The organism is Clostridium felsineum DSM 794 (assembly GCF_002006355.2).
Taxonomy (GTDB): Bacteria; Bacillota; Clostridia; order Clostridiales; family Clostridiaceae; genus Clostridium_S; species Clostridium_S felsineum.
Genome location: NZ_CP096981.1, coordinates 97,744 through 120,403 on the forward strand (window position 1 = coordinate 97,744; position 22,660 = coordinate 120,403).

General features: G+C 29.6%; 20 protein-coding genes. 16 read left to right on the forward strand and 4 right to left on the reverse strand.

Going from position 1 to position 22,660, the window contains the following annotated elements:
- Window positions 1–12: 12 nt before the first annotated feature.
- From CLFE_RS22960 to CLFE_RS22975, 4 genes are all read right to left on the reverse strand, one after another.
- Window positions 13–2,556: a hypothetical protein gene (locus tag CLFE_RS22960; RefSeq protein ID WP_077893141.1), complete on the reverse strand. Its 2,544-nt coding sequence runs from the start codon at window positions 2,554–2,556 to the stop codon at window positions 13–15.
- Window positions 2,557–2,574: 18 nt separating this feature from the next.
- Window positions 2,575–3,030, reverse strand: coding sequence for a DUF8551 domain-containing protein (locus tag CLFE_RS22965; RefSeq protein WP_077832538.1), 456 nt, complete (start codon window positions 3,028–3,030; stop codon window positions 2,575–2,577).
- A 3-nt stretch (window positions 3,031–3,033) separates the two neighbouring features.
- The gene (locus CLFE_RS22970; protein ID WP_077893140.1) at window positions 3,034–3,414 is read right to left on the reverse strand and encodes a hypothetical protein; all 381 of its coding nucleotides are present in this window, start codon (window positions 3,412–3,414) and stop codon (window positions 3,034–3,036) included.
- A 94-nt stretch (window positions 3,415–3,508) separates the two neighbouring features.
- Window positions 3,509–3,718 (reverse strand): hypothetical protein, encoded by a 210-nt coding sequence (locus CLFE_RS22975; protein ID WP_077832540.1) that lies wholly within the window; start codon window positions 3,716–3,718, stop codon window positions 3,509–3,511.
- 518 nt (window positions 3,719–4,236) lie between these two features.
- Here CLFE_RS22975 and CLFE_RS22980 point away from each other — a divergent pair.
- The 16 genes from CLFE_RS22980 to CLFE_RS23055 all read left to right on the forward strand — a co-directional run bounded on the left by CLFE_RS22980 (window position 4,237) and on the right by CLFE_RS23055 (window position 22,658).
- On the forward strand, window positions 4,237–4,731 hold the full coding sequence (locus CLFE_RS22980) for a hypothetical protein (RefSeq protein WP_077832541.1): 495 nt from the start codon (window positions 4,237–4,239) through the stop codon (window positions 4,729–4,731).
- 360 nt (window positions 4,732–5,091) lie between these two features.
- Window positions 5,092–5,517 carry a hypothetical protein gene (locus CLFE_RS22985; protein ID WP_077893139.1) on the forward strand — a complete coding sequence of 142 codons (426 nt, stop codon included), beginning with the start codon at window positions 5,092–5,094 and terminating at the stop codon, window positions 5,515–5,517.
- A gap of 106 nt (window positions 5,518–5,623) precedes the next feature.
- A complete protein-coding gene (locus CLFE_RS22990; RefSeq protein WP_077893138.1) occupies window positions 5,624–6,694 on the forward strand; it encodes a transglycosylase SLT domain-containing protein in 1,071 nt (356 codons plus the stop codon).
- A 29-nt stretch (window positions 6,695–6,723) separates the two neighbouring features.
- Window positions 6,724–7,134 carry a hypothetical protein gene (locus CLFE_RS22995; protein WP_077832544.1) on the forward strand — a complete coding sequence of 137 codons (411 nt, stop codon included), beginning with the start codon at window positions 6,724–6,726 and terminating at the stop codon, window positions 7,132–7,134.
- Window positions 7,131–7,946, forward strand: a complete 816-nt coding sequence (locus tag CLFE_RS23000; RefSeq protein WP_077893137.1) for a baseplate J/gp47 family protein — start codon at window positions 7,131–7,133, stop codon at window positions 7,944–7,946. The genes CLFE_RS22995 and CLFE_RS23000 overlap by 4 nt, the downstream gene beginning before the upstream one ends.
- A 112-nt stretch (window positions 7,947–8,058) precedes the next feature.
- Window positions 8,059–8,715 (forward strand): hypothetical protein, encoded by a 657-nt coding sequence (locus CLFE_RS23005; protein WP_077893136.1) that lies wholly within the window; start codon window positions 8,059–8,061, stop codon window positions 8,713–8,715.
- 19 nt (window positions 8,716–8,734) lie between these two features.
- Window positions 8,735–9,856, forward strand: coding sequence for a hypothetical protein (locus tag CLFE_RS23010; RefSeq protein ID WP_077893135.1), 1,122 nt, complete (start codon window positions 8,735–8,737; stop codon window positions 9,854–9,856).
- Window positions 9,849–13,283, forward strand: a complete 3,435-nt coding sequence (locus CLFE_RS23015) for a hypothetical protein (protein WP_077893134.1) — start codon at window positions 9,849–9,851, stop codon at window positions 13,281–13,283. The genes CLFE_RS23010 and CLFE_RS23015 overlap by 8 nt, the downstream gene beginning before the upstream one ends.
- A gap of 12 nt (window positions 13,284–13,295) precedes the next feature.
- Window positions 13,296–14,852 (forward strand): hypothetical protein, encoded by a 1,557-nt coding sequence (locus CLFE_RS23020; protein WP_077893133.1) that lies wholly within the window; start codon window positions 13,296–13,298, stop codon window positions 14,850–14,852.
- Between the two features lie 23 nt (window positions 14,853–14,875).
- Window positions 14,876–16,369 (forward strand): hypothetical protein, encoded by a 1,494-nt coding sequence (locus tag CLFE_RS23025; protein ID WP_077893132.1) that lies wholly within the window; start codon window positions 14,876–14,878, stop codon window positions 16,367–16,369.
- Window positions 16,370–16,378: 9 nt separating this feature from the next.
- A complete protein-coding gene (locus tag CLFE_RS23030; protein ID WP_077893131.1) occupies window positions 16,379–16,846 on the forward strand; it encodes a hypothetical protein in 468 nt (155 codons plus the stop codon).
- A gap of 8 nt (window positions 16,847–16,854) precedes the next feature.
- Window positions 16,855–17,721, forward strand: coding sequence for a hypothetical protein (locus CLFE_RS23035; RefSeq protein ID WP_077893130.1), 867 nt, complete (start codon window positions 16,855–16,857; stop codon window positions 17,719–17,721).
- A gap of 9 nt (window positions 17,722–17,730) precedes the next feature.
- The gene (locus CLFE_RS23040) at window positions 17,731–17,964 is read left to right on the forward strand and encodes a hypothetical protein (RefSeq protein WP_077832553.1); all 234 of its coding nucleotides are present in this window, start codon (window positions 17,731–17,733) and stop codon (window positions 17,962–17,964) included.
- The gene (locus CLFE_RS23045; RefSeq protein ID WP_077893129.1) at window positions 17,961–19,496 is read left to right on the forward strand and encodes a hypothetical protein; all 1,536 of its coding nucleotides are present in this window, start codon (window positions 17,961–17,963) and stop codon (window positions 19,494–19,496) included. Before CLFE_RS23040 ends, CLFE_RS23045 begins: the two co-directional genes overlap by 4 nt.
- Window positions 19,497–19,522: 26 nt before the next feature.
- Window positions 19,523–21,148, forward strand: a complete 1,626-nt coding sequence (locus CLFE_RS23050) for a hypothetical protein (protein ID WP_077893128.1) — start codon at window positions 19,523–19,525, stop codon at window positions 21,146–21,148.
- Window positions 21,138–22,658: a hypothetical protein gene (locus CLFE_RS23055; protein WP_077893127.1), complete on the forward strand. Its 1,521-nt coding sequence runs from the start codon at window positions 21,138–21,140 to the stop codon at window positions 22,656–22,658. The genes CLFE_RS23050 and CLFE_RS23055 overlap by 11 nt, the downstream gene beginning before the upstream one ends.
- Window positions 22,659–22,660: the final 2 nt, after the last annotated feature.

The following is a 22,660-nucleotide window of genomic DNA, read 5'->3' on the forward strand; positions in this document are numbered from 1 at the left end:
TTTTTTTCCTCCTTATACAGTTTGAATTTCAACTACAGTTGTAGTATCACTAGACCAAGTAATCTTAACATCATTTGCTTCTGTATCTGGAAGAGCTACATCATCTGTTAATTCCAGTAAACTTCCTACTTGAGTACTTAAATTGTCAAGAGCTGCATCCACTGCGGCGTCATCAGTTGTTGGTGCTGGATATTTTACTTGTTTCTTTATGGCAAAACCATAGTTGGCATTTGGTGAAGTTGAGAATGGTGAGAATGGTGCTGTTACAGGGAAGAATATATAAGTTTCTTCTGGTTTTGTAGTATCTTTACCAAAATCTCTATTTACTATAAGTTCATCAAAAGCATATAGAGAACTTGTATCTATAGCTAAGCAATCGTAAAGCATTCCTCTTGGACCATCATTTCCATGGGTAATTTTAAGTCTATCAGCATAATATTCATCAGTGTAAGAAGATTTACCATATAAAGATTTACTCATAAATTCTTCTGTTGTAGTAAACATTAAGCTGTGTTTTTGGAAATAAGCCTTTGATCTAGTAAAGAACATACTTATATCAGTAACACCAGTAGCTGTATTTTTGCCCCATTTATCAGGATAAACAGTTTCTATTATATTTCCGAAACCATCCCTTACGATACCTTGAATATAGCTGTATTTCTCAATATAATAATCATATTTTAGAACTACGTTTTCTCCATCATTAGGAGTTGTTAAAAGTGTTACATCTGCAGAAGTTTTATCACTACTAAAGCTTATTGTAAAGGATTCTCCTTTTTTTAGAATAGTTGTGGTTTTACTTCCGTCTTTTGATAACTCAATTGAAAATGATCCCATAGTGTCAAAGTATTTTCCGGATTCAAGGGTAATACCTGTAAAAGCAGTAAGAGGTCCCAAACCTATTAATTTTGAATCACTTAAAGTTGTTCTTTTTAATACTGTTTTTGTATCACATGGAGTTGTTGAAGAAGATGTGAATAGAGCAAAGTTTCCAGCAGTATCATTTATTGAATTTTCAAAGGATTCTATTTGACCTATATAGGCTGCACTTATTAAGTGTCTATTTTTACTGAAGTCCAGTGAAGGATTTCCCATTACTACAAAAAGAGCTCTATCGTTATTGGTGTTAATCCAAAATCTTATTCTAGTATCTGAAGTTAAGCCTGGTTCCTCTATTGGAAGATTTATAACTCCATCTGTTACATCATCTTCAGTGGAATCAGAATCTAAGCTATCAATCATTACTTCTTCAAAATCTTGATACCAAGCAAGCTTTGACCATTGAGAAGTATGAGAATTTACATACAATACTGAACCTGTTTTGTCATCAATTTTATCTGGAATTGGACCAGTTAAATCATCATTTATGATATCAAACATTCTTATATAGATATAATTATTATTGTGTATAAGCTTTCTACCAGAAATATCAGTACTTGCTTTTGTATACTGGTAAGTTATAACAGGATCACCAAGAGATCTTGTAGGACCGCTTATAGCTGTTACAACATTAAAGGTTGAAGTTGCTACATCGAATGCCCAATCTTTACCATAAACTTTTTTAGTTGTTCCTACTTTAAATACTATACTGCTAACATCTACAGCTTCTTTTTCTGGTAATTCTATGTTCCAACCTTTAGGAATTACATAAGTCTCATATACATCATGAAAGGCAAAAACAACTTCATAACATATATATCTATCATAATAAGGGCCTGCTTCCCAATTGTTTGTTCTAATTGCAAGCTTTGTATATTTGCTAAATTGATCAGTTGGTATACCGGTTACACTTGTAAGAATACCTTCAAGATCAGTACCTCTTAATTTAGAGAAGGAACTGGCAGGGATGTCCATTTCTCCTCCACTAATTAATAGACTTACACCAAAGATTGTGTTTACTCTATTTAATAGAGCTTGACAATTGCTTTTATTTACATCTTGATTATTAGTAGTAAATTGTTTTGAACCAGAATATACGTCATCATTAGTTCCAAGAGTTAAACCATTTACGCCGTTAAATTGATCCTTTAGGTTTATTTCTACAGAACCATATTTTGATGCATACTCTTTATATATATCTTTAGTAATACAATAAGGTTCTACTCCCTGTCTCTCACACTCTGGATTGTAGACTTCACTATCAGCAAGATAAGCAGGCTTATAAAGTTCTACATACATTTCAGTGCTTTTAACAGATAAATCATCTTCAAGATTTAGATCATCTACATTAGATACGGTAGATAAATCCTTTGGAGTTGTTTTAGTTTTTAAGATAATTGTGTCTGAAACCTGCTCTAATTGATTGTTTATTTTTGCTGAAAACTCCTTAGGAGTAAGACTAGACCAGTCCATTACATCAAGCTTATCTTTGTTAGCTTTTGGGAAAACTATATCCCAGTTTTTTTCTTGAATAACTTCTGCATCCTTAAGTACATTTCCATTGGAATCCTTGATAGGTTGAGTTTTTACTCCAGTACAAAGAACCTTAGCAACGTCATTTATGAAACTAGCTGCGGAGCTTGTACCTTCATAATATCTCCATAAATCTTTAGCCATAAAATTAGCCTCCTTGAATTAAGTTGTTGTGGTGGTAGCTTTATTAACAAGCATCCTTATACCAAACCACAGTGTTTTAGAACTGCCACTATCATTGTGAAAGGTGAGTATCATTTTACTATTTGGTGGAGCTCTATATACAAATGTCGATGTGCCAATAAATAACCCTTCTTTAACTTCGCTGCAGTACCATTTGTCGAACCATTTTTGTCCATTAACATCTATATCATAGTTATCCAGCTCTCCATAACCAGAGCAAGTAACAGTGATACTCATAATTTCAACTTCATAATTTGGTGTATCATATTCAGCCACATAGTCACCTAAAATAGCAGGCACATCTAATTTAACCATGGTATTGTAGGGCTGTGTGAACTGCGGAAAACCTACTATTTTACCTATTGCATCTATTTTCTTTATACTACCTACTTCATCAATAGTTCCACCAGCATTGTAGTTAACCTCAAAAGCCATTTTTTAACCTCCTAAGTCCACAGGTACAAAAACTATATAGCTTACATTTTGGGTAGAATCAGTTATAAGTTTCCATTCACCTTTTAGTTCCCCATGGGGTTTTACCTCTGGTACATTATTGGTTTCACTTTTGTCTGATAACATACCTTCTACACTGAATTTATCTAAATCTATATCATCAGCATTAATGAGTCCATTAACCTTTAAATAAATAATTTTTAGTTTTGTATCAATCATTGATGAGTTTGGTGCGGGAAACATTTCTAATACTTCATATTCTTCATTAGAGCTTGATGTAGATGATGTGTTTAAAGCATCACCACCAGTAATTGTGATATTTTGGGAAGCGCTGTTTTGAAGTTTAACATCATTTAAATTTATCATTTTTTCCTCCCTCTAATTATTCAAAAATGAATTTGTTATTTTTAGTGCATATTTTAGCCTCCTACTTTTTTCAATATGTATGTCGTAATTGACATTATTTAATATACTTATTTTTCTTAGCGTTTTTAGGCCTGTTTGGTGTCAAACTACAATACGTTGTAATTCCCATGTTTTCAGATTCTTCTTTTGATTTTCTATATTTACAACTATCATTGATAGTGCAATAGCAGCATTTAATCTTAATAGATTTTGCATAAAGTTCTTTTAATTTGTTTTTCTTCTCTCTTGCTCTTTTAACAGCCATAATTGATTCCCCCGTTATATATAGATATAGCAAATGTGGTTTTAGTTTTTCAATACCACCCTGTACGTTTAAGCTGCTTTCATAAAAAATATATACTCTCAGTTAGAGGAGATTGTAACTTACATATTTATATTTTAAAGATAAGATATACACTCTCAAAAAAGTTATTACCTAATGTATTCTAAAATATCAAGGATTAACAGGTTCTACTCCAGAATATTTTAAAGCATTAGAACTTTCTAAGATTATAGATAAAATATTATACGACAAAAAGTATGTATTTTTTGAGCGCACTTTACAATTATATTTTACATTTTATTACATATGATTTATCCAATAATACAAGTACTTTGAGGAATAATTGTTGTGTGCTTTGCAATTAAAAGTCCGCTAAAAGGCTTATATTTATTGAATGTTCTGATTTTTTTTATTATAATTGTCTTGTATTTGATAATACGGATTTTTTTAAAAATTATTGCAATAATTAACATAATATTTAATACCAGGAGGACTGAATTTTGATTAATAAAAATACCTCGATTACAGAAAATAACTCTAAAAAACCAAATTCAACAATAAACGATATTGAAGAATTATTACAAAAAGATCCTACAATACAGAAAGCAATAAAAATAACAAAGGACAATGATTTAATAACAAAGGATTTTGTAGATAAAACACTTTCAGAACTGTCGGAGTTAATTAGTGATGAGAACACTGAATTTAATATTAAACATGGATTTCAAGCTTTAGCCAAATGCATTAACTATTTAGGAGAAGGTTTATGTGATTCTTATGAAGATTTTCAAAATGAGCTAGCCATAACACATAAATTAATATCAGAAAAAGTTATGCAAGCTATACCTTCAGAAGATATGGAAAACTTTTCTCTTAGAAGACTTATGATATTATCAGGATCTTTAATTGATTATGTATTTTGGAGAGAAGCCCTAGGAGATTGCGTTAATAGAGAGGAATTAGATGATAAAGAAAATAATAAGGATGAAAAGTAGGTGATAATTTAACTATATAACTTATAAATTCTTGTTGATAACTGACAATAGGTTATCAACAAGTTTATAAACGTAAATAATGCGATAAAATGATAAACCATGAAGGGTACATTTGTATTGCAAATGGAATACATAAGGTGATATAATTTATCCAACGATACTATATTTCCCAGTAAAGGATTAAATTGCTGTGTCAAATACGACACATAATTTGGATTAAAACTATACGTTATGAAAAGTATGCAGTTCTTTATTTATTAATTCAACCAGTTATGGATATTTAATATGTCTTTAGTAAGTCAAATGTGTCAATTACGACAACAAAATTAAATTCATAAAAGGCAGAGAGGTGCATAAGCTATGATTTCAATTAACAAGGTTACTATTAAAGCTATATCAGATACTGTACAATCCCTATCGGATGTTTTTGATGCAGAAACAGTGGCATCTGTTTTACAATATATGAATTATAGTGGGTCCTTAAATTTAGAGCAAGTAACATTTATACTTCTAAACTACACACACATGAGCTATCCACAGATGTGTAAGTATTATCCAAATTATAAGGGACCAATACACTATTTTATTAATAAGGCTATAAAGTTTAATGTGCTACCGAGAAAGGGTAAAAATTACAATGTAAATATAACCGTTAGAAACAGAGAAATAACTGACTTCATCATTTCCAACAAAGGTCTGTTAAGTTTATCTCAAATGGCCAATAGATTAGGAATTTCAAAATCTTGTGTTAGAACACGATTAAAAAAAATAAAAAACCAATATTAAAATATTTGAACTAAAGTTACAAATGGTATTAATAGCAGATAATATTCTATAGTAAGAAATAAAAATATAATAATATACTCCTAAAGATAGAGGAGGTGAAAAATAAATGAGTTTATTAGAAGGATTTGAAGCTAAAAATATAAGAAGCTTCATAGATAATGCAGTTGGTAAAACTAGATTTGGAGGTGATGTTAATATGCTCACCTATAATGTTTCGCAAAGCTTAATAAGCATGTGCAAAGCTAAGCAGTTACCTTCAATTACTAGAGAGTGTATGGGAAAGAAAAATTTTTATTCTTCAGACTTTATCTGCTACTTTCTAAAAGAAATAGGACTATTTAAAGATGATGAAAATTATAATTTCTATGAATTATATACGAAAAAATGTGTGCCTATAAGTAAAGATGAATTAATGCCAGGAGATTTAGTTTTTAATAATTTATCTCAAAACATATATATTTATTTAGGAAATGATGAAATTGTAGAATTTTTAAATCATAAGAAAGTTTCTATAAGTATTATAGATAATTCCTTTAATCATTTTGGAAGAATTAGAGCAGCAGATACAAGCATATCTAATGAATATAAGAAGATAGAAGAAGCTAATTGTTTAATCAGTACTGGCTTAAAAAGCGTGGATAGATGGGATGCTTATATTAAACTAGCTTCAAATAAGTACAAGGTAGATCCTAATTTAATAAAGTCTGTAATAATTCAAGAATCTAACGGAAATTGTAATGAAGTTTCTTCAGCTGGGGCTATAGGTTTGATGCAGGTTTTGCCTAACACTGCACTTGAGCATGGATATGATGAAATAGACATGTATGATCCATTAAGTAATATTATGGCAGGAACTAGTGAATTAAAAGCCCAAATGAAAAATTTTAATGGTAATTTGTATAAAGCCATTTCAGCCTATAATTGTGGTGCAAATAATGTATATAATCAAGATTTCCTTAACATTAAAGAAACTATTAATTATAGAGAAAAGGTTTTACAATACTATAATGAGTTAAAGGATAAAGAAGAGAAAGTTATTACCTATAATGAAAATTTAGCTTTAAATGAGGCTAATAAAGAATGTAGCAATAGAATTATTAAGTGCACACGAGAAAGATTAGAAAAGCTTAAAAAGAGAAAAGGTTCTTACTTAAGGTTTTTACTGAAGCAGCAGTAATTTAATATATTTTTCAAAAGGAGATTCAAATGTTTGACTTAGCGATAACAGAATATGGAGATTTTATCTTGAATTCTATAAATAATGAATTGTGTACTGTGGATACGGATGCTTTAAAATTTCAAAGAGCATTATGTAGACTTAAATCAATTAAAAATGATTGGTTTAGCTACGCTGTAGGTGCAAATATTGAAGATGTAGTAGGTATGCCAAGAAGTAAAAATACTTTAAGGCTTATAAAAAATAAAATAGTTAAAATTCTTACCTTTGATTCATTGTATGCTTCTCATGATATTTATATTGAAATGATAAATAAAGTATTTATGGGTTATGAGATGAATATATACCTAAAAAATCAAGACGAAAAATCCTCAAACTTTATTATTTTAAATATTGACCTTATTAAAGGTATGGGGATTAAAATTGGGGGTAAATTATGATACTACTATTTGATAAGTCTTTTGAAGATTTAACCAAAGAAGCAGATGAGAATCTTAGAAATTTAGGTTTTTCTAATTCTCCGGGAACAGTAGCAAAACTTTTAATTGATGTAGTAAATAAAAATATAGCAGACTTTTATGACTGCTTAAGATTAAATCATGTTAACAATTTTCTTTCAACGGCTTCAGATGAGTTTTTAGATTCTATTGGATTGCTTTTAAATTGTACAAGACAGGAAAAGGAAGCAGATGATGACTATAGGGACAGAATATCCAAGCAAATATTGAATACTGCTAGTGCAAATGAAACAGCTATTAGGCTTACGCTTCTAAGCATTGATGGTATAGACGATGTGATTTTAAAAAATTGTTGTTATGGGATGGGATCTTTCAGTGTAGTTATAATTACAGATGCTTCTAGAGAAGATAAAAATGTACTTGAAGAAGCAAGATTTAAGCTTCAGGAAACTGCCGCCTATGGCATAAAGTTTGATGTTTCAACTCCAATATTAAAGGAAATTTCTTTGAAAATAAAATTAATTATGAAAGATACAGAAGGCTCATACGTTAAAAACATAAAAGAAGCTGTTAAGGAGAATTTAAACACATATTTAAGAACAAGAAGAGTTGGGGAAAACTTAAGGATTAAAGAAATTATAAATAAAATTATGACTTCAAGTGAAGATATATTAGAGTGTAAATGTGAAGAGTTTAAAATAAATGATAATAAAGAACAACTTAAAGATAAAAAATGCCAATGGAATGAACTATTTGTAGTAGCTTCAAATTCAGACGCAATTTCAATTATATAATTTTAATTAGTAGATCACTATTTGGTTTTGTAAAATCTCTATGTTTCTCAGAATTTTGTGAAGAGCAAATAACAGATTTACTTTAAAATTAGTATGGCTAGGAGAATATAAAATGGAATCAACATCAATAATGGGTACGATACTAACAGCTATAATAACAGGTACTATAAGTATCATTGCATTTTATATAAAGGAAAGGATTAAAAAAAAACAAGAGTGTGTAAAAGCTATAGATTTACCTTTAAGCGAGCATCCCTTTTTTGTTAGATCAGATATGATAAAAAGTAATATACAAACTACCTTTACACTTACAAATAAAGGTAAGGAAGCTGTTTTTAAGGATATAATCTATAATTTGATAAATGTTTTTCAAATAGAATTAAGTGAGATATCAAAAAGAATAGACAAAAATGAATTACTTGACTCTACTGAATTATATAACACTCATATGGAAGTCTTAAATAAAATTATAGAACATCATCATAATTATTATAAGGACAATTCCTTGTATACAAAAGAGGAGCAAAATGTACTTGATATTGTGATGCGTAAATTTGATCTTTGGAATCAATATAAGATTAATTTTCTTCAGGAGCAAATAATGTCTGTATGCAATTCTCCATTTTATAAGACTGAAAAAATTAAAGCAGCTGTTATACTGGACTTATATTTAGGAACATCCGTTGATATTTTAAATGATGCTGCAAGAACTTTAAATAACATTAACGGTGATTTGAGAGGATTTATTTTTAAAAACATAAAAATTTAATGGAGGTGATTATACCTAAATGGAAATTAAAGATTACACCCAAAAAATAATTAGTGCTCTCCCCTATTGGTTTGAAATAAGGAAACATCCTGAAAAGGCTATTGGAGCTAAATTCTTAGAGGTGTTTGGCATAGAACTTCAAGAAGTTTTTGATATACTAGATTACGCTTATAAACAAACTAGAATAGATACGGCAGATATGAGCTTTACCAATATAGTATACAAAACAGTTTTGCCCTATAATGTAAATTCTAATAATGTTACTTGTGTTCGCTCAAAGGATACTGTACTGGCTAAGGTTGACTTTATAGGAAAATTTTTTGAAATCAATTCCAATGACCTTTCTTATCCAGAGTTATATGAAAATAACCTTTATTTTATAGATGATAGTAAAAATATATTATATGTAAAACATAATTATGATGCATTAAAGTCTAATGAAGCTGGATTTATACAAGTACTGTGCACAGATAAAAGTTACACCCTTCCCCTATCAATTTATAAAGTATGGAATTTTTTTGATGAATTTGGACTTCTACTGGATTGTCCTAGGTTATATGGTGAAACTAATGCAGAATATAAAATGCGTATATTAGATGTATTCAAAAACCCAGCAGGCTCAAATAAAGAAGGACTCATGAATGCTATTGCAAGAGAACTTAATATGAGAAAGGAAATTATATGGCAAGATGCTGGGGTAGATCTTATTATAGAAGATCCTATGGTTAATTTAAGCAGTATTAAAGTAGACGGAATTAAGTATAATGAAAATCAGGTTTATATTACAGATGAAAATACTGTTTTAATTCCTGGAATAGATAGTAATAAAGGTACACAGAAAACCGTATCTTATGTGTCTGGAATTGAGATGCACTCAATACATAATAAGAGCGATTACAAAATGCAAAATGAATTATTTAATAGTGATAATTCTTCAACGGATTTATTAAAGTATTATGTGAATTTAATTGAAACCAGCTGCCCTATTATGTGGGATGAATTTAGATGGGATGAAGCTTATTTTGATATATCAGACAAAAATGTAGGTGGTCTTGGATGCATTCCGACTTTATGCGATGGAAGTATAGAGGGTTTTGCAGGTAAGACTCTTGTAAAAGGAGAGCTTGATATTAATGTTTGAAATTAAATATACCGTGAAGGTTACACTACTAATTAAAAAAAGCAGCGCTTATGAAGATTTAATGGATACTTTTACAAAGAACTTAGATTTACCAGAGGATAAGCTCTATGGAAGCTTCCAGGAGCTCCAAAATGGATATATATTAGATATATTAAAGGATAAAGTAGAATCTTACCTTAAAGAAACTAATTTAACCATTAATGACATCGAGGTAGATTCTTATGAAGTAATTTCTAATACTGAGGGTGTCCAGGTATTCTTTGAAAATCCTTATAAGGACAGTGAATTTACACTATCACCTATAATTAAAGCTTATATTCCTCCTAAAGTAGTAGCAATTGAAGAGCCTATTTTAAAAGGAAAAGCATTAGATACAGAAACTATAGTGTGGTCCTTTGAAAGTTCCAGTGTTTATGCACACTATTTATTGGATGATAAGGATAAAGTAATAGCTGAAGTTCCTATTAATGTTGATCACTATATAGAAACTAAGCTTTCACCCAGTACAACTTATACAAGAAAACTTGTCAGCTATGATGCTAGTGGGTCTTCTAAGCCTAGTGCAAATGTGTCAATTACGACAAATGAAAGAAAGCCTAATCTAAATTTAAAAAATTACAATGAAAAAAGGAATGAAACCTTTGATAAAACATTAGTTAATACTGAAAATACTAGAATTACAGCTTTTCATTCAGGTACAGGCGACGAAGAAGATTTATTTGTATCAAAAGAACCCTACGATTTTCATGAAAAGTTTTCAATGAATATTAATATATCTGGTGTAAATTATAAAAAGAAAACTGTGTATGATGCTATTGATTTTAAGTATAAAATACACGCTAAAGCTGAATACAATAGTCAAGAACAAAATGGAGATATAGATTTGATTCTTCATGCATACCCTGTAGAGCATATTAACTATAGGATCTATAAGTATGGCTTAAAACCAATAAAAGCAAACTACAGAGTAGCCTGTAAGGTTCTATTTTACTCTATAGAAACTACTACAAGTACTGATAAAGATGGAAAAACAGTTACTACTTCAAAGCTCACTCCACACATTAAAAATGTAATGTCAGATAGTTATGAATTTACGTTTTTATCTGAGGCTTCTCTGAAAGTAGATGAAAATGGTAAAAGCTTTGCAGTATGTGACTATATACCCTTTTCAAAGGCTCAGACTGTTAGCTCTAAAACACTAATTGAACTAGTTACTCCGAGTATAAATAATGACACTGAAATTACGTCTGAAAGCACCAAATCTAATATTCCATATGAAGTATTTGATTTTCAAATTGAGAATGACTACCCTTTTGATGAAATAGACAATAGATGGAATTCTTCAGCAGCCAGAGATTTTGGAGCAGGAATAAGAGGTACCTTAAAAACTTCTGCGGCTTCAGCTGAAAATGGTTTAGATAAGAATAGTTTAGTTTATGCTTATGGTTTTTCGGAAGGCTGCTTATATGATTTAGAGCAGTATATTGAGAGTGAAATATCATATTTTGAAGGACAAAAAACTACTCTTAAAAAATCTGATATTCCTTTAAATAATTTAGTTAATATAGTAGATGCCTCTCAGTATCTAGATGCCGGTGATAAATCTATAGTAACAGATATTTTAATTCAGGATATAGAAAAAGATATTGTAGTAGATAGTCTTGATAAAACTGGAACAGAGGATATTATAAGTTCATGTCATATGGTTTTAAGTAGCATGAGTGAAATTACTTCTGATAAGTTATCCTATAAATTTACTAAGGATAGTCCCTACGCAGCAATTAAAGCAGCATTAGCTATAAATATTGGGCAAGGAGAATATATTTTTGTACCGGAGATTTTAGCTACTTCAGGAAATGTGGATTTAGGCTTAAATAAAAATGTAACTGTAGGACAACAGATAAGCTATAGAGGCTCTAAAGATTTTTGTGTAGGGCTATTTGCAAACTTAGTTGATGTAACTAATACTTGGGAGAGTACTTTTCCCCTTTTACACTATTTGACTGGTACTGTAAACAAGGGAGAAAAAAATGATTTAACTGTAACTATGCCTGAATTTCCAGTACCAAAGTACATTGATGAAGCTAAGGTTAAATATTGCATTGAAATAACGGAGGTTTCTAAAGCCGATGCCATAATTTTAGCTAAATTTTCAAATAGTGATAATAATAATTTGGGAATTGTAAATGGAGATGAAGTGACTTTTTCATCAGGCTCAACCTATGATGAAAATGATGAAACTATTGAACTTTTAGGAAATGTTACTGAAGCTGCTCTCGAATTAGTTGATACATTTGAGAAGGAATTTCAATTTAAGATAAGTAAACCAACCTTAAAAGCAGGACAAAAGTATGATAAATATATTCTTAATATTTCATCGGATAACATGAACTTAGCACTTTTTTATGAAGATGAAGTAAACTTTGATGAAAAAAGTGAAGGTACGGTTAAAGTAACGGTAAAAGCTATTCAAGGAGTTACTTCATATTTAAGACCTAGAATTAATAATGGATATTACTATATAAACAATGATGAATATTTTCTTTATTCAAGCTTTGATGCGAGTGAGGTCTTAGCCCCTAATGATGCTTTATCAGAGAATAAGTATTTTAATTTTATGAGTGGAAAATGCACCTTATATAATATATTACCTAAGCAGTTCGCTCCAATAATAGTTGAAGACGAGGTATTAGGTTCATTAAGGCACTCACCTTTTTATGATGAAAATAACACAGCTATTCTAACTAATACTGAAACCTTTATATCTAAATCGCAAAAGAATTTTAGATTAGCCTTTATAAACATAGATCCTAAAACTTTAGTTGTTAAAATTAATAATGAAATTTGTGATAAAGCTAACTATAACCTATACAACAACATTTTAGAATTCAATTCTTTAATAATTGAAGGTGTAAGTGTTTTTGTAAGTTACATGTTAAAGAACTCATTTTGTGTCAATTACGACATTGATAATAAAAAAATAACCATTGAAACTAATACAGACAGCCCTATTGAAAAAGGAAGAATAATGTATGAAACAAGCGTGGCGGACAGAAAAAAAACAGCAGATAATTTAAGTTTAAATCCAATATACAATTTAGAAAGTAATGGTTTTATATACATTTCTTATGATAGCTTTGACCTTAAGGATTTTAATATATACATTAATCCTAAAACTTTAAAGGCAGATGGAAAGGATAATTGCAGTGTTTATATTTTTGCAAAAGATGTGTACAACAATCCTGCTCCTTCTTGTAGCTTTACAATGAGCTGCAAGTATGGAAAGCTAAGTGAGAATACTGCAGTGACTGATATGAACGGTGTTATCTGTATAAGATATACTTCATCAAGTACAAGCTGTACAGATAGCATTAGTGTAACTGCAGCAAATGGTTCAACAAAAACCGTAGATATAATAAATGAATAGGAGGTGCAAAGGATGGTATTACCTACAAAACTTCATGAGGATTATGTTAGGAATGTAAATACAATTAGAATTGGAAAAACAGTACCTGCTAATGCAGTTAATTTAGCTTACTACTACAATAGGCCTTCAAAGGAAACAAATTTTATAATATCCGATTCTGTTAAAAATTCTAGTAAACCAGCTCAAAAATGGCTTACTAAAAGAGGCATATTATTAGGTGATATGGACAGTTTGCCTAAAAGTATTTATTACAATGCTTCAGACTACTCAGGACAATTGAAAAGAAAATTTATAGAGTGGAGCTTCAATAAAACTGAAGAAAAAGAGATTAAGGAAAGCACTATAACCTTAAATAAAGTGGAAGGAAATCTAGAAACAAATATAGTAGATGGAATATATTCAGGAACTCAATATTTAATGGAGGCTGAAATTAACACTACAGAAACTCAGAATATTAGTCGTTCAATTTTAGTATACAAGCAGTGTAATGAAGAACAGGTAATTTTAAGTGATTCAAATATGTATACTTTTCCTGATAACATTAGCTACAATAAAAACGGTTTTAAGGGTGTCCTTTATAAAAATGGTGAAATGCAGGTTGAGAACATGTTTGCCACTGATATGAAGCCAGATTCAAACAATAATTTAAAATCCGTAACTTCTGTAAAATATAAGCTTACTCAAAGATATAGTGCTGTGCTTTCTATGGAAAGTAAAAAGCTAATAAGTTTACCGCTTAAATATAATGTAACTGCACACTATAAGGGTGTTCTTACGCACTCGACTAATGAGTATTCAGCTATTGCTCTATATTCAGGTAATATATCTGAAGACAAAGAAACTGATGCAAATGAAATAAGGTTAAAGGCACCAGAAGAGACAAAAGTTTTAGAAAATTGGTACCCAATAATACAATTTGGAGAAAAAAGCATTACTTATAGAGGCTTTTATGATGCTATTGGAAATTTTATAGATTTAGATTTAAATCCTAACATGTACCATAGTTATACGGATAATAGTTCAGCTTCATATACAAGAAAACCTGTATACACCTTGATTAATAAGGAAATATACTTCTTTCAAAAAAAGGATAACTCCTTCTACCATAAAATAGGTATAAGCGCTGCAGATGAAACTGATGATATTACTATAGGTAGTATATCTTTTAGACAAACTTCTTATTTTAGAAGCACTGTATTAATGGATAGCAGAACTAAAGGCGGCGGACTTATATGTGAAATAGATGAGGCTTTAAGGAAAAAGCTTGAACCTGAAGCTGATTACTATTGGGACATAGGTTATTATGATGGAAGACCGTATATGGAAAATGCTGTAATCATAATAAGACTTGACAGAAGGCTGCTCAAGGAGTTTGGAGGAAGTTTTACAACGGATGAAGTAGAAGCTGTTGTTCACAAATGGATAGCCTTTGGTGTTTCACCAATAATAGAATATGTAAAAACTTATAGCAAAGAAGAACTACCTCAAAGCAGCCTCAAAGTAGATTTTTCATATGAAAATAAATTAGATTTTGTGCCTTATGCTTTTTCTGCACTGGTAAAAGAGTAATTTTAGTTAAAGGAGCTATTTCTATGAATAAAATTAAATTAAGTATAAAGACAAGTAAAGATAAAAAACTGAAATACTATGTGTATAGAAGCATAAAAAAAGAAGATGTATATAGCGGCTTAGAAGGCCTACAAGAGATAGAACCCGTAATTGTAGTAGATGAAAGTTTAGCTGAGATAAGCAATGTTAGAGTGGAGGATACTCTGATTTTAGATACCTCCTGTTCTGCTGAAAATAATATGATAAGGTACCTTTTAAAGCACACAGCTGTTAAAGATGAAAAATCAGCTTTACCTACTACTATTTCAATAAACTTTAATAATCCTGAGGAGTTCACTAATTATGAAAAAATAACTATTGACTTAAGCTTTGACAGTTCAGGAGCAATAAAACAAGCTATAGTAACTAATAAGGATAAAACCAGTACTACCTACTCTACTCCAGCAGATATAGAGAACATTATAACTATGGAGGATGAAAGTATATATATAACTAATAAGCTAGCTTCAGATTATTATAATGTAACCTGCGATTATTATATTGAGGTCATAGAGGTAGAAGATTACACTTCTAAGGATACTCTTCCTGGTATTGTTTATTTAGGACCTAATGCACATGGTTTAAATGCTCCCAAATTCACAATAACTAAGGATTTTTATACGGATGAAACTTCTTTAAAGGTACCCTATTTAAAATTACAAATTGATGATGATTTTTCTGGACTATTTTATTACTATACGGTAATTGCCATAGACCATGATCTAAATGTATCAAACCCATCAGAGGTAATAATTGAAAGCTTAAATCAAGCTGCTAGTGATATAAATTATACGCTTAGGTTATCAACAGATTATTCCTTTAAGGATTTAAAAGGGAATTGGACAGATATGCTCACGGGTTTAGGGAATGCTAGTTTAATTGAATTAGGTAAGCCAGGAACAGATAATTTTAAAAATTTTGGTGCTATAGTTTCAGATGATATTCCTATTTTCAAGGCTGGAGATATTATAGTGAATAGTAATTATGTCAATTCCGACAATGTACTAGTAATTAAGTTTCCAAATGTATGGTATGAACATATTTACGATTCAAGAAAATGCAAGGCATATGAACTTATGACTGTTATGAATAAGGATGTTTCAGAGGAAAGCCCTGCTATTTATGAAAGTGAATATGAAATAATTCCTATAGAAAAGCTTATTGTAATAAAAAGAACTGCAACTAAGGACAATGCTCCTACTGTTCCCTCAAAAATAGGCGATGTTGGCAGCGAAATTATAAAAACCTACTTAAGAAAAAATGGATTGTATTACGTAGAAAATCAGCATGGAGGCTGTCCTTACAATGTAGTTAGTTCAGATGCTTCCACAATAGTTATGAGTGATTTTTGTGACTTTTCTACTATGGAAATAGACAACATAAATTGCAACTCAAATGAAAAATACAATTATACTTTTTATCTGTTTGACAGTTATGGAAGACAATCAAACCCTATTTCAGTACTTGTAAGTTTATAGGAGGCAGTTATGTTAACCTTTAATTTAAAAAAAGAGAATCTATTAACCTTTAAGAGGATGGACGATTTAAATGTACTAGGATATAAGCTTTTACTTAAGGATACAATTGGGAACACACATGTACTGGACACTATAAAGAATCCCAATAATGCAAGTCCAGTACTTCATAGAACTATCCTTAATTATCAAAAGAATTCTACTTATGTTATGCCAAAGGATATTTATTACAGCTTTGATTGTCCTGTAAAGGTATATGTAAATAACATTGAGCTAACTAATGTTCAATACAATTATTCTTATAATTTAAATACATTAACAATACTTTTAAATAATGTTACTGACAAGGATCTAATAGAAGTTAGTTATTACAAGGATGAAATACAGTATGTAGTAAATAATCCTAACAAATTTGTTTATTATATTGAACCAATTATTAATTTCACTCATAATATGGGCGATCATAATATTTTATTGTAGGTGATACCATGAATTATCAAACTGTAAATAATAAAATATACACCAAATACACTAGAACCAATGAAGAAAATCAGTTAAATGATATAAATTATTCTGACAAAATATTTTTTACTTTTAATAATAATCTTTTTGTAAATTCAATGTTTACTAGTAAGGATAAGAATAGTGACTATGTAGATTTATCAATTTCTAAGTTTATTGATTATGATAAATTTACAAAAACCTTTTTGGTTAACTCTGAAGCTATAACTGGTGAACTTTACACAATAAAGGTAACAAGTGCTTTTGGTGACAATGTACCTTTAAATGATTTTTATTTAGTAGCAGATTGCTATGTACCTGTAGGTTCCAGTATTAAATACTTCATTTTAGATGAAAAAGCTAGAGTCTTCCCTATTAAGGAAAATATTAGTGAACCCTTGCATCTAGCTTCAGACATAACTAGCTTTACTATAAAATGTGTACTTACTAAAAATTCTATGGGGGAATCCCCTAAGATATATGGTTTATCTGTAATGTTTTTTGATGCTGCTATTGAAGCACAGTATGGCTTTATCAATCCGGACCTTAGGCGCTTTGATGAAGTAAATACAGGACTTACAGTTCTTACGCGTGATAGAGCCCAAAAGGATAAACTAGTTAAGGTTACTACTCCAACGGATATAACTAATTTAACCTATGATTCCTTAACGGGTAACCTTACAAAGGTAGAAACCACAAGTACTGAAGAAGGCTTTACTAATACGGATTTATTAAACTATGGAGCTTATGTAGATAGTAATAACGAAACTAAAACAGTGTTATTAAGCGTTTTAAGCTCATCTGTAAATAATGAAGCTGTAAATAATGAAATCAAATATAAATTTTTTGAGTAAGGAGCAGTCATGAGGATAGAAGAAAATACAAAAAATCTTTATACAAAGCATCCTGATAGAATAGAAACTTATCTTATAAGAGTTATAAATAGATACTTTGATAGTGCAAAAATGGATATAACTTCTTCAAGGGAAGCTATTATAAATGAGGCTGTAAATCGAATGAAGAAGGATATAGTTCCAACTCTTAAGGAACTAATAGAAGAAGAGCTGAAAACAAAGGGGGAAGCTGATAAGTCATGAATATAGATTCTTTACTAGAAAAAAAAGAACTTATGACTAAACTAAGATTTCAAAGTGGAATTACTGACATTACTGCTTTAACCAAGACCATGGGTGAGTTTTACAGAGATATAGCTAAAACCTTTAAATTCACTAATTTAATAAATGAAACCTTCCATAATCATATAGTTTTAAATACAGCAGAGCTTAAACACATAAAAAATAATATAAATTATATTAATAATAAAATTTCATCGCTAAAAGCAACTATTAATGGGCTTTCAAATCCTATTCATTATCATCAAGGATTTTATGATACTAATAGTTTTGAGGATGATATGAATTTTTATAGAAATAGTTTGCCTTCAATTACCGCCTTAAACTGTAAATCAACTTTTGATGCTTATGAAAAAGCTATAACTCTCCCCTATTTACAAAGCAAAAATACCTTGATAGATGATAGTGGAAGAGCTTTGGCACAGCTTAGTATAAAAAGACATCTTAGTGATAAAATACCTTCAAACGGTAGCTTAAACAATGTGCTAGATACTTCAAAGGAAAATTATTGGTCAGAAAGTGTATTTAGTGACCAGCCTATAAAAGTAAATAAGACTGCACTAGCTTTAGAAAACTATGAATTAACCTATGGAGCCATATGCGAACTAGAAATAAACTATGACAAAGAAACTATAATAAATGAAATAGTATTAACGCCCTTTAGTGAATATCCCTTTGAACTTCTCAAAATAAGCTATACCTTAAGTGATGATCCTAATGAAGAATTGAAGGAATTAGTATATAAGGATAACGAGGAGGAGACTTTAAGAAATAAAATATTATTTGATACCTTAGTTTATAAATTTAAAGATATAAGGGTTAAGAAGGTTTATATTTTAATAAATCAAATTAATTATACAAAAAATGCAGCAGCACCTAAGCTACTTCAATACAGCTACGGTTTTTCTAATATTTCTATAAACTATAATCAGTTTGATGAAAGCGGTATATATGTATCAAAGCCTATAGAACTTCCACATAATATTGAAAACTTGAGTATTTATACTGATGAAATACATCCAGAACTAGAAAACGGTAAAGTATTAACGGATATAGAATATTACCTTACATACGAGGAAAATCCAATTTATACGGATTGGCTGCCTATACTTCCAATAAATAAAGATATAATCCTTTGTGAACTACTTAAAGTAGATGAGGAAAATAAAAATATCCTATTACTTAGATTTGAGGCAGATGAAATATATGAGGTTTCAATAGATGGTGTACCTATGAATAGAGAAAGTGATTATGAACTTTTACTATCGGACAATAGTGGACAAGTTTCTGGGATATATATACATGAATTTGATGCTGCTAAAAAATATACTGTGAATTATAGTCCTAGTAAAGCTTCTAAAACAATTTGTTTAGAAGATAAGAATATTGATTTTCTAAGGCTTAAAGCTATTATTAGGAGAAATAGCTATAAGTATGATTTTATAACTCCTAAACTCAATAAAATCGATTATTTAATTACTAAATATAATGCATAAATTCTATTACAGATTAGGAGGCTAACATGACTAAAAAAAATGATTGTATAAAAAATCTTTATAATAAGCCCTCTTTTAAGTTTAGACCAGCTAAAAGTACGCCTATAGCAAAAGATTATAATAGTATGGTAAAAGAGGCATATGATGACCTGCAGCGTATTATTAATAGTTTTACAAAAACTTACTATAACCTAGAAAAGCTATTTAAAAAAAGTGAGAATGAAAGAAATGAAATGAGAAGTAGTTTAAAATATATAGATTTAAAACTAAAAGATTTACAAGGTAAGGTAGAAGGAAATATAAGCTGTAGTGAAATTTTATTTGCTGACTACTTTTTAAATAAGGACTATACAGAAGGTGAATTTACAGATGCGTATATAAACAGTGGAATGCTTACACTAAACATGAATTTAGAAAGTGAGGACATAAAAGATAGCAAAATAGAGATATTACCTTCAAGTAATGGCTTTCCTGGAAATACTCATATGGTTAATACTGAAAATGATGCTATACACTTTTTAGGTGAAAGCAATTTAAATATGGATCTAAACAATATTCTTGACGATAGAGACGATACCTATTTTGAATATGAAATGTTTAATATTGATAAAGCTATTATAGATAAATGCCATAACTTAGGCTTTGAATACAAGGAAAAAGTACCTTTTAATGCTAAGGATAATTGTTTAAAGCTTACCTTTAAAATAAGCTTAGAGGAGCCAAAATTTTTCAATTGCTTAAGCTTAGCACCTTATGTCCCTTTAAATAGCGACTTTAATTCTGCGAGTATAAAGAAATTTATAATATCTGATGGTTTAAATACCCTTCAGGACATACCAGTAAATAGGCCTTTTTCTGAAAATATGCTGCTTATATTTAAACCACAGCTGGTAGCATTTGTAATAGTTGAGTTACAGCAGATTTCAAGCTATGATGGAAAAATTGGACATTTTTATTTCACTGATGCTGGTGATTCATCTATATTTGAAGCTGAAAATACCTTGAATTGCCATAGAATAAACGGAACAAATCCTTCAATAGAAAACCTAGGCATGAAATATGATAATGAGTTAAAAAAGTATACGGGTCCTAAAAACTTTAATGAAGCAAACTGCAAAATAACATATTTAGATAATGAAACTATAAAAAAGAAGCTGTTTTATGAACCTAAATATACTTTAAGTGCAAGGTGCAGTACAGAAATTATTGATGCAAAAAGATACCTAATAGGAATAAAAAATGTAGCTCTTTTAAATTATAGCTTTAGAGAAAGTGGCACATACATTTCAAAAACCTTTCAGGTTAAACAGGGAGTTAAAGCTATAATCTTAGATTCACAAGAGTTTATACCTGAAGCTTTTGATAAAGGAAAATATATTAGTTACTTTGTATGCTTTAATGGTGATAATGACTGGATTGAAATTTTTCCAAAGCATAGAGCCTCTGAGGGTAACTTTTCAATAGAACTAAACAGCTCAATAACTGAGGATGAAAGAAAAATTAATACCCTTTACCTTGAAAAACCTTATGAAGCAACCTCAATAAACTTAAAAATAGTTTTAGCAAGGCCAGTAGATAAAGCTTCAATGACACCTATAGTTTATTCATATAATTTAGATATTTTGACTAGAGGTGATTCAATTGAATATTAGTGAACTTCAATTCAAATTAAAGAAAATGGAGATAGTTAAAAAACTTATAAAAAAAGGCATTACTCCAACCTCAGCTAAAGTAAACCAATATATTAAAGAGTTTTATAGTGATAAGTGCTTAGGGGCGCCCTACTTTACTCCAATAAAAGATAAACCTCATGATATTTCTAATTCTAAGACCTATAACTATATGTTTAGTAGTTTAGGTGAGGATTTAAATGTACTTTTTAAAGCAAAACCAGAAGATAGTCTTAATGAATATTACCTTAATGAAAGTACTGTAGTTAAAAAAGCTACAGAAAAAACTATATTAGAATTTTATAATCTTCAGGATTCAATAAAACTCAATAAATCTTGCGACAGCTTTTGTCAGGTCTTTGACAACTTTTATAATATAGATTTTGTGGGAGATATAAAAAGAAATATTCCTTCTACTAATGCTTTTGTTGACTTGATTAAAGGCACGGTACAAATAGATAATTTTGAAACTGAAAATATATATGTAAGCAAACCTATAGATTTCAATTTTTTAGTAGATACCTTGATTTTTCAGCCTACAGATTCAAGCTTACCAAACACAGAGCTTCACTACTATATAGGTATTGATAATAACACTACTCCTGTTGATTGGCAGGAAATAATACCTAGTGTACCTTTTAATACTGGAAATTTAAATAGTGTAAGCACTTTACTAAATAAGGATAGCTTAGACTTTGGTGAGGAAATAGCTTCAAATAAAGTTGTACTTTATAAGTTATGTGGCATTAAGGATAACTTAAACTTAAACTCTATAAAATTAACTTTAGGCAATGAAATGTGGCGTCTAGATGAAATTGATATTAATAAAGAAAACTACCTTCTCTCAATTAGTGATTATGATAAAAATAAAATAAGTACAACCTCCTATTTAGATGACGCAGCTCTTGATATTACTATAAAAAAAGGCGTTTATTATGTAATGACTAAGGAAATTTACTGTGATAAAGACTTAAAGCTAGAAAATGTAGTCCTTGAACTTACAGATACTAATAATAAGACCTATCTTCAAACAATGATTTTATTAAATAATACTGAATTAAAAACAAGAGATCTACCATTAAAGAAAGGTAAAAATACACTTCAAATTTTAATTTATTTATCCATGGATTATTGCAGCGAAAGCGCTGGCATAAAGCATAACCTAAACTTTAAAGAGTACTCTCTTAAAACTTACGCTGAACCTCCAATGAAAAGAGTAAGTTATTATGATTTACTTAACAAAAATTATACTAAAAACCAAAATTACTTTTCTGTAGATGAAAACAATAATATTGTAGTTTCTATAGATCCAAAAAAGTACAGCGGTATTAAATATACTTTGAATTATAAAGTAATTGATACTAATAAGTTAAATAAACTTAATTTAAAGGATGAGGGTATCTATTTAAGTTTTAGGGTTAAAGCTTCCCTTAAAAGTTCAGACAAAAGTGTATCCCCAGAAATATTAAATTACAGAATTATAGGAGTATAAAT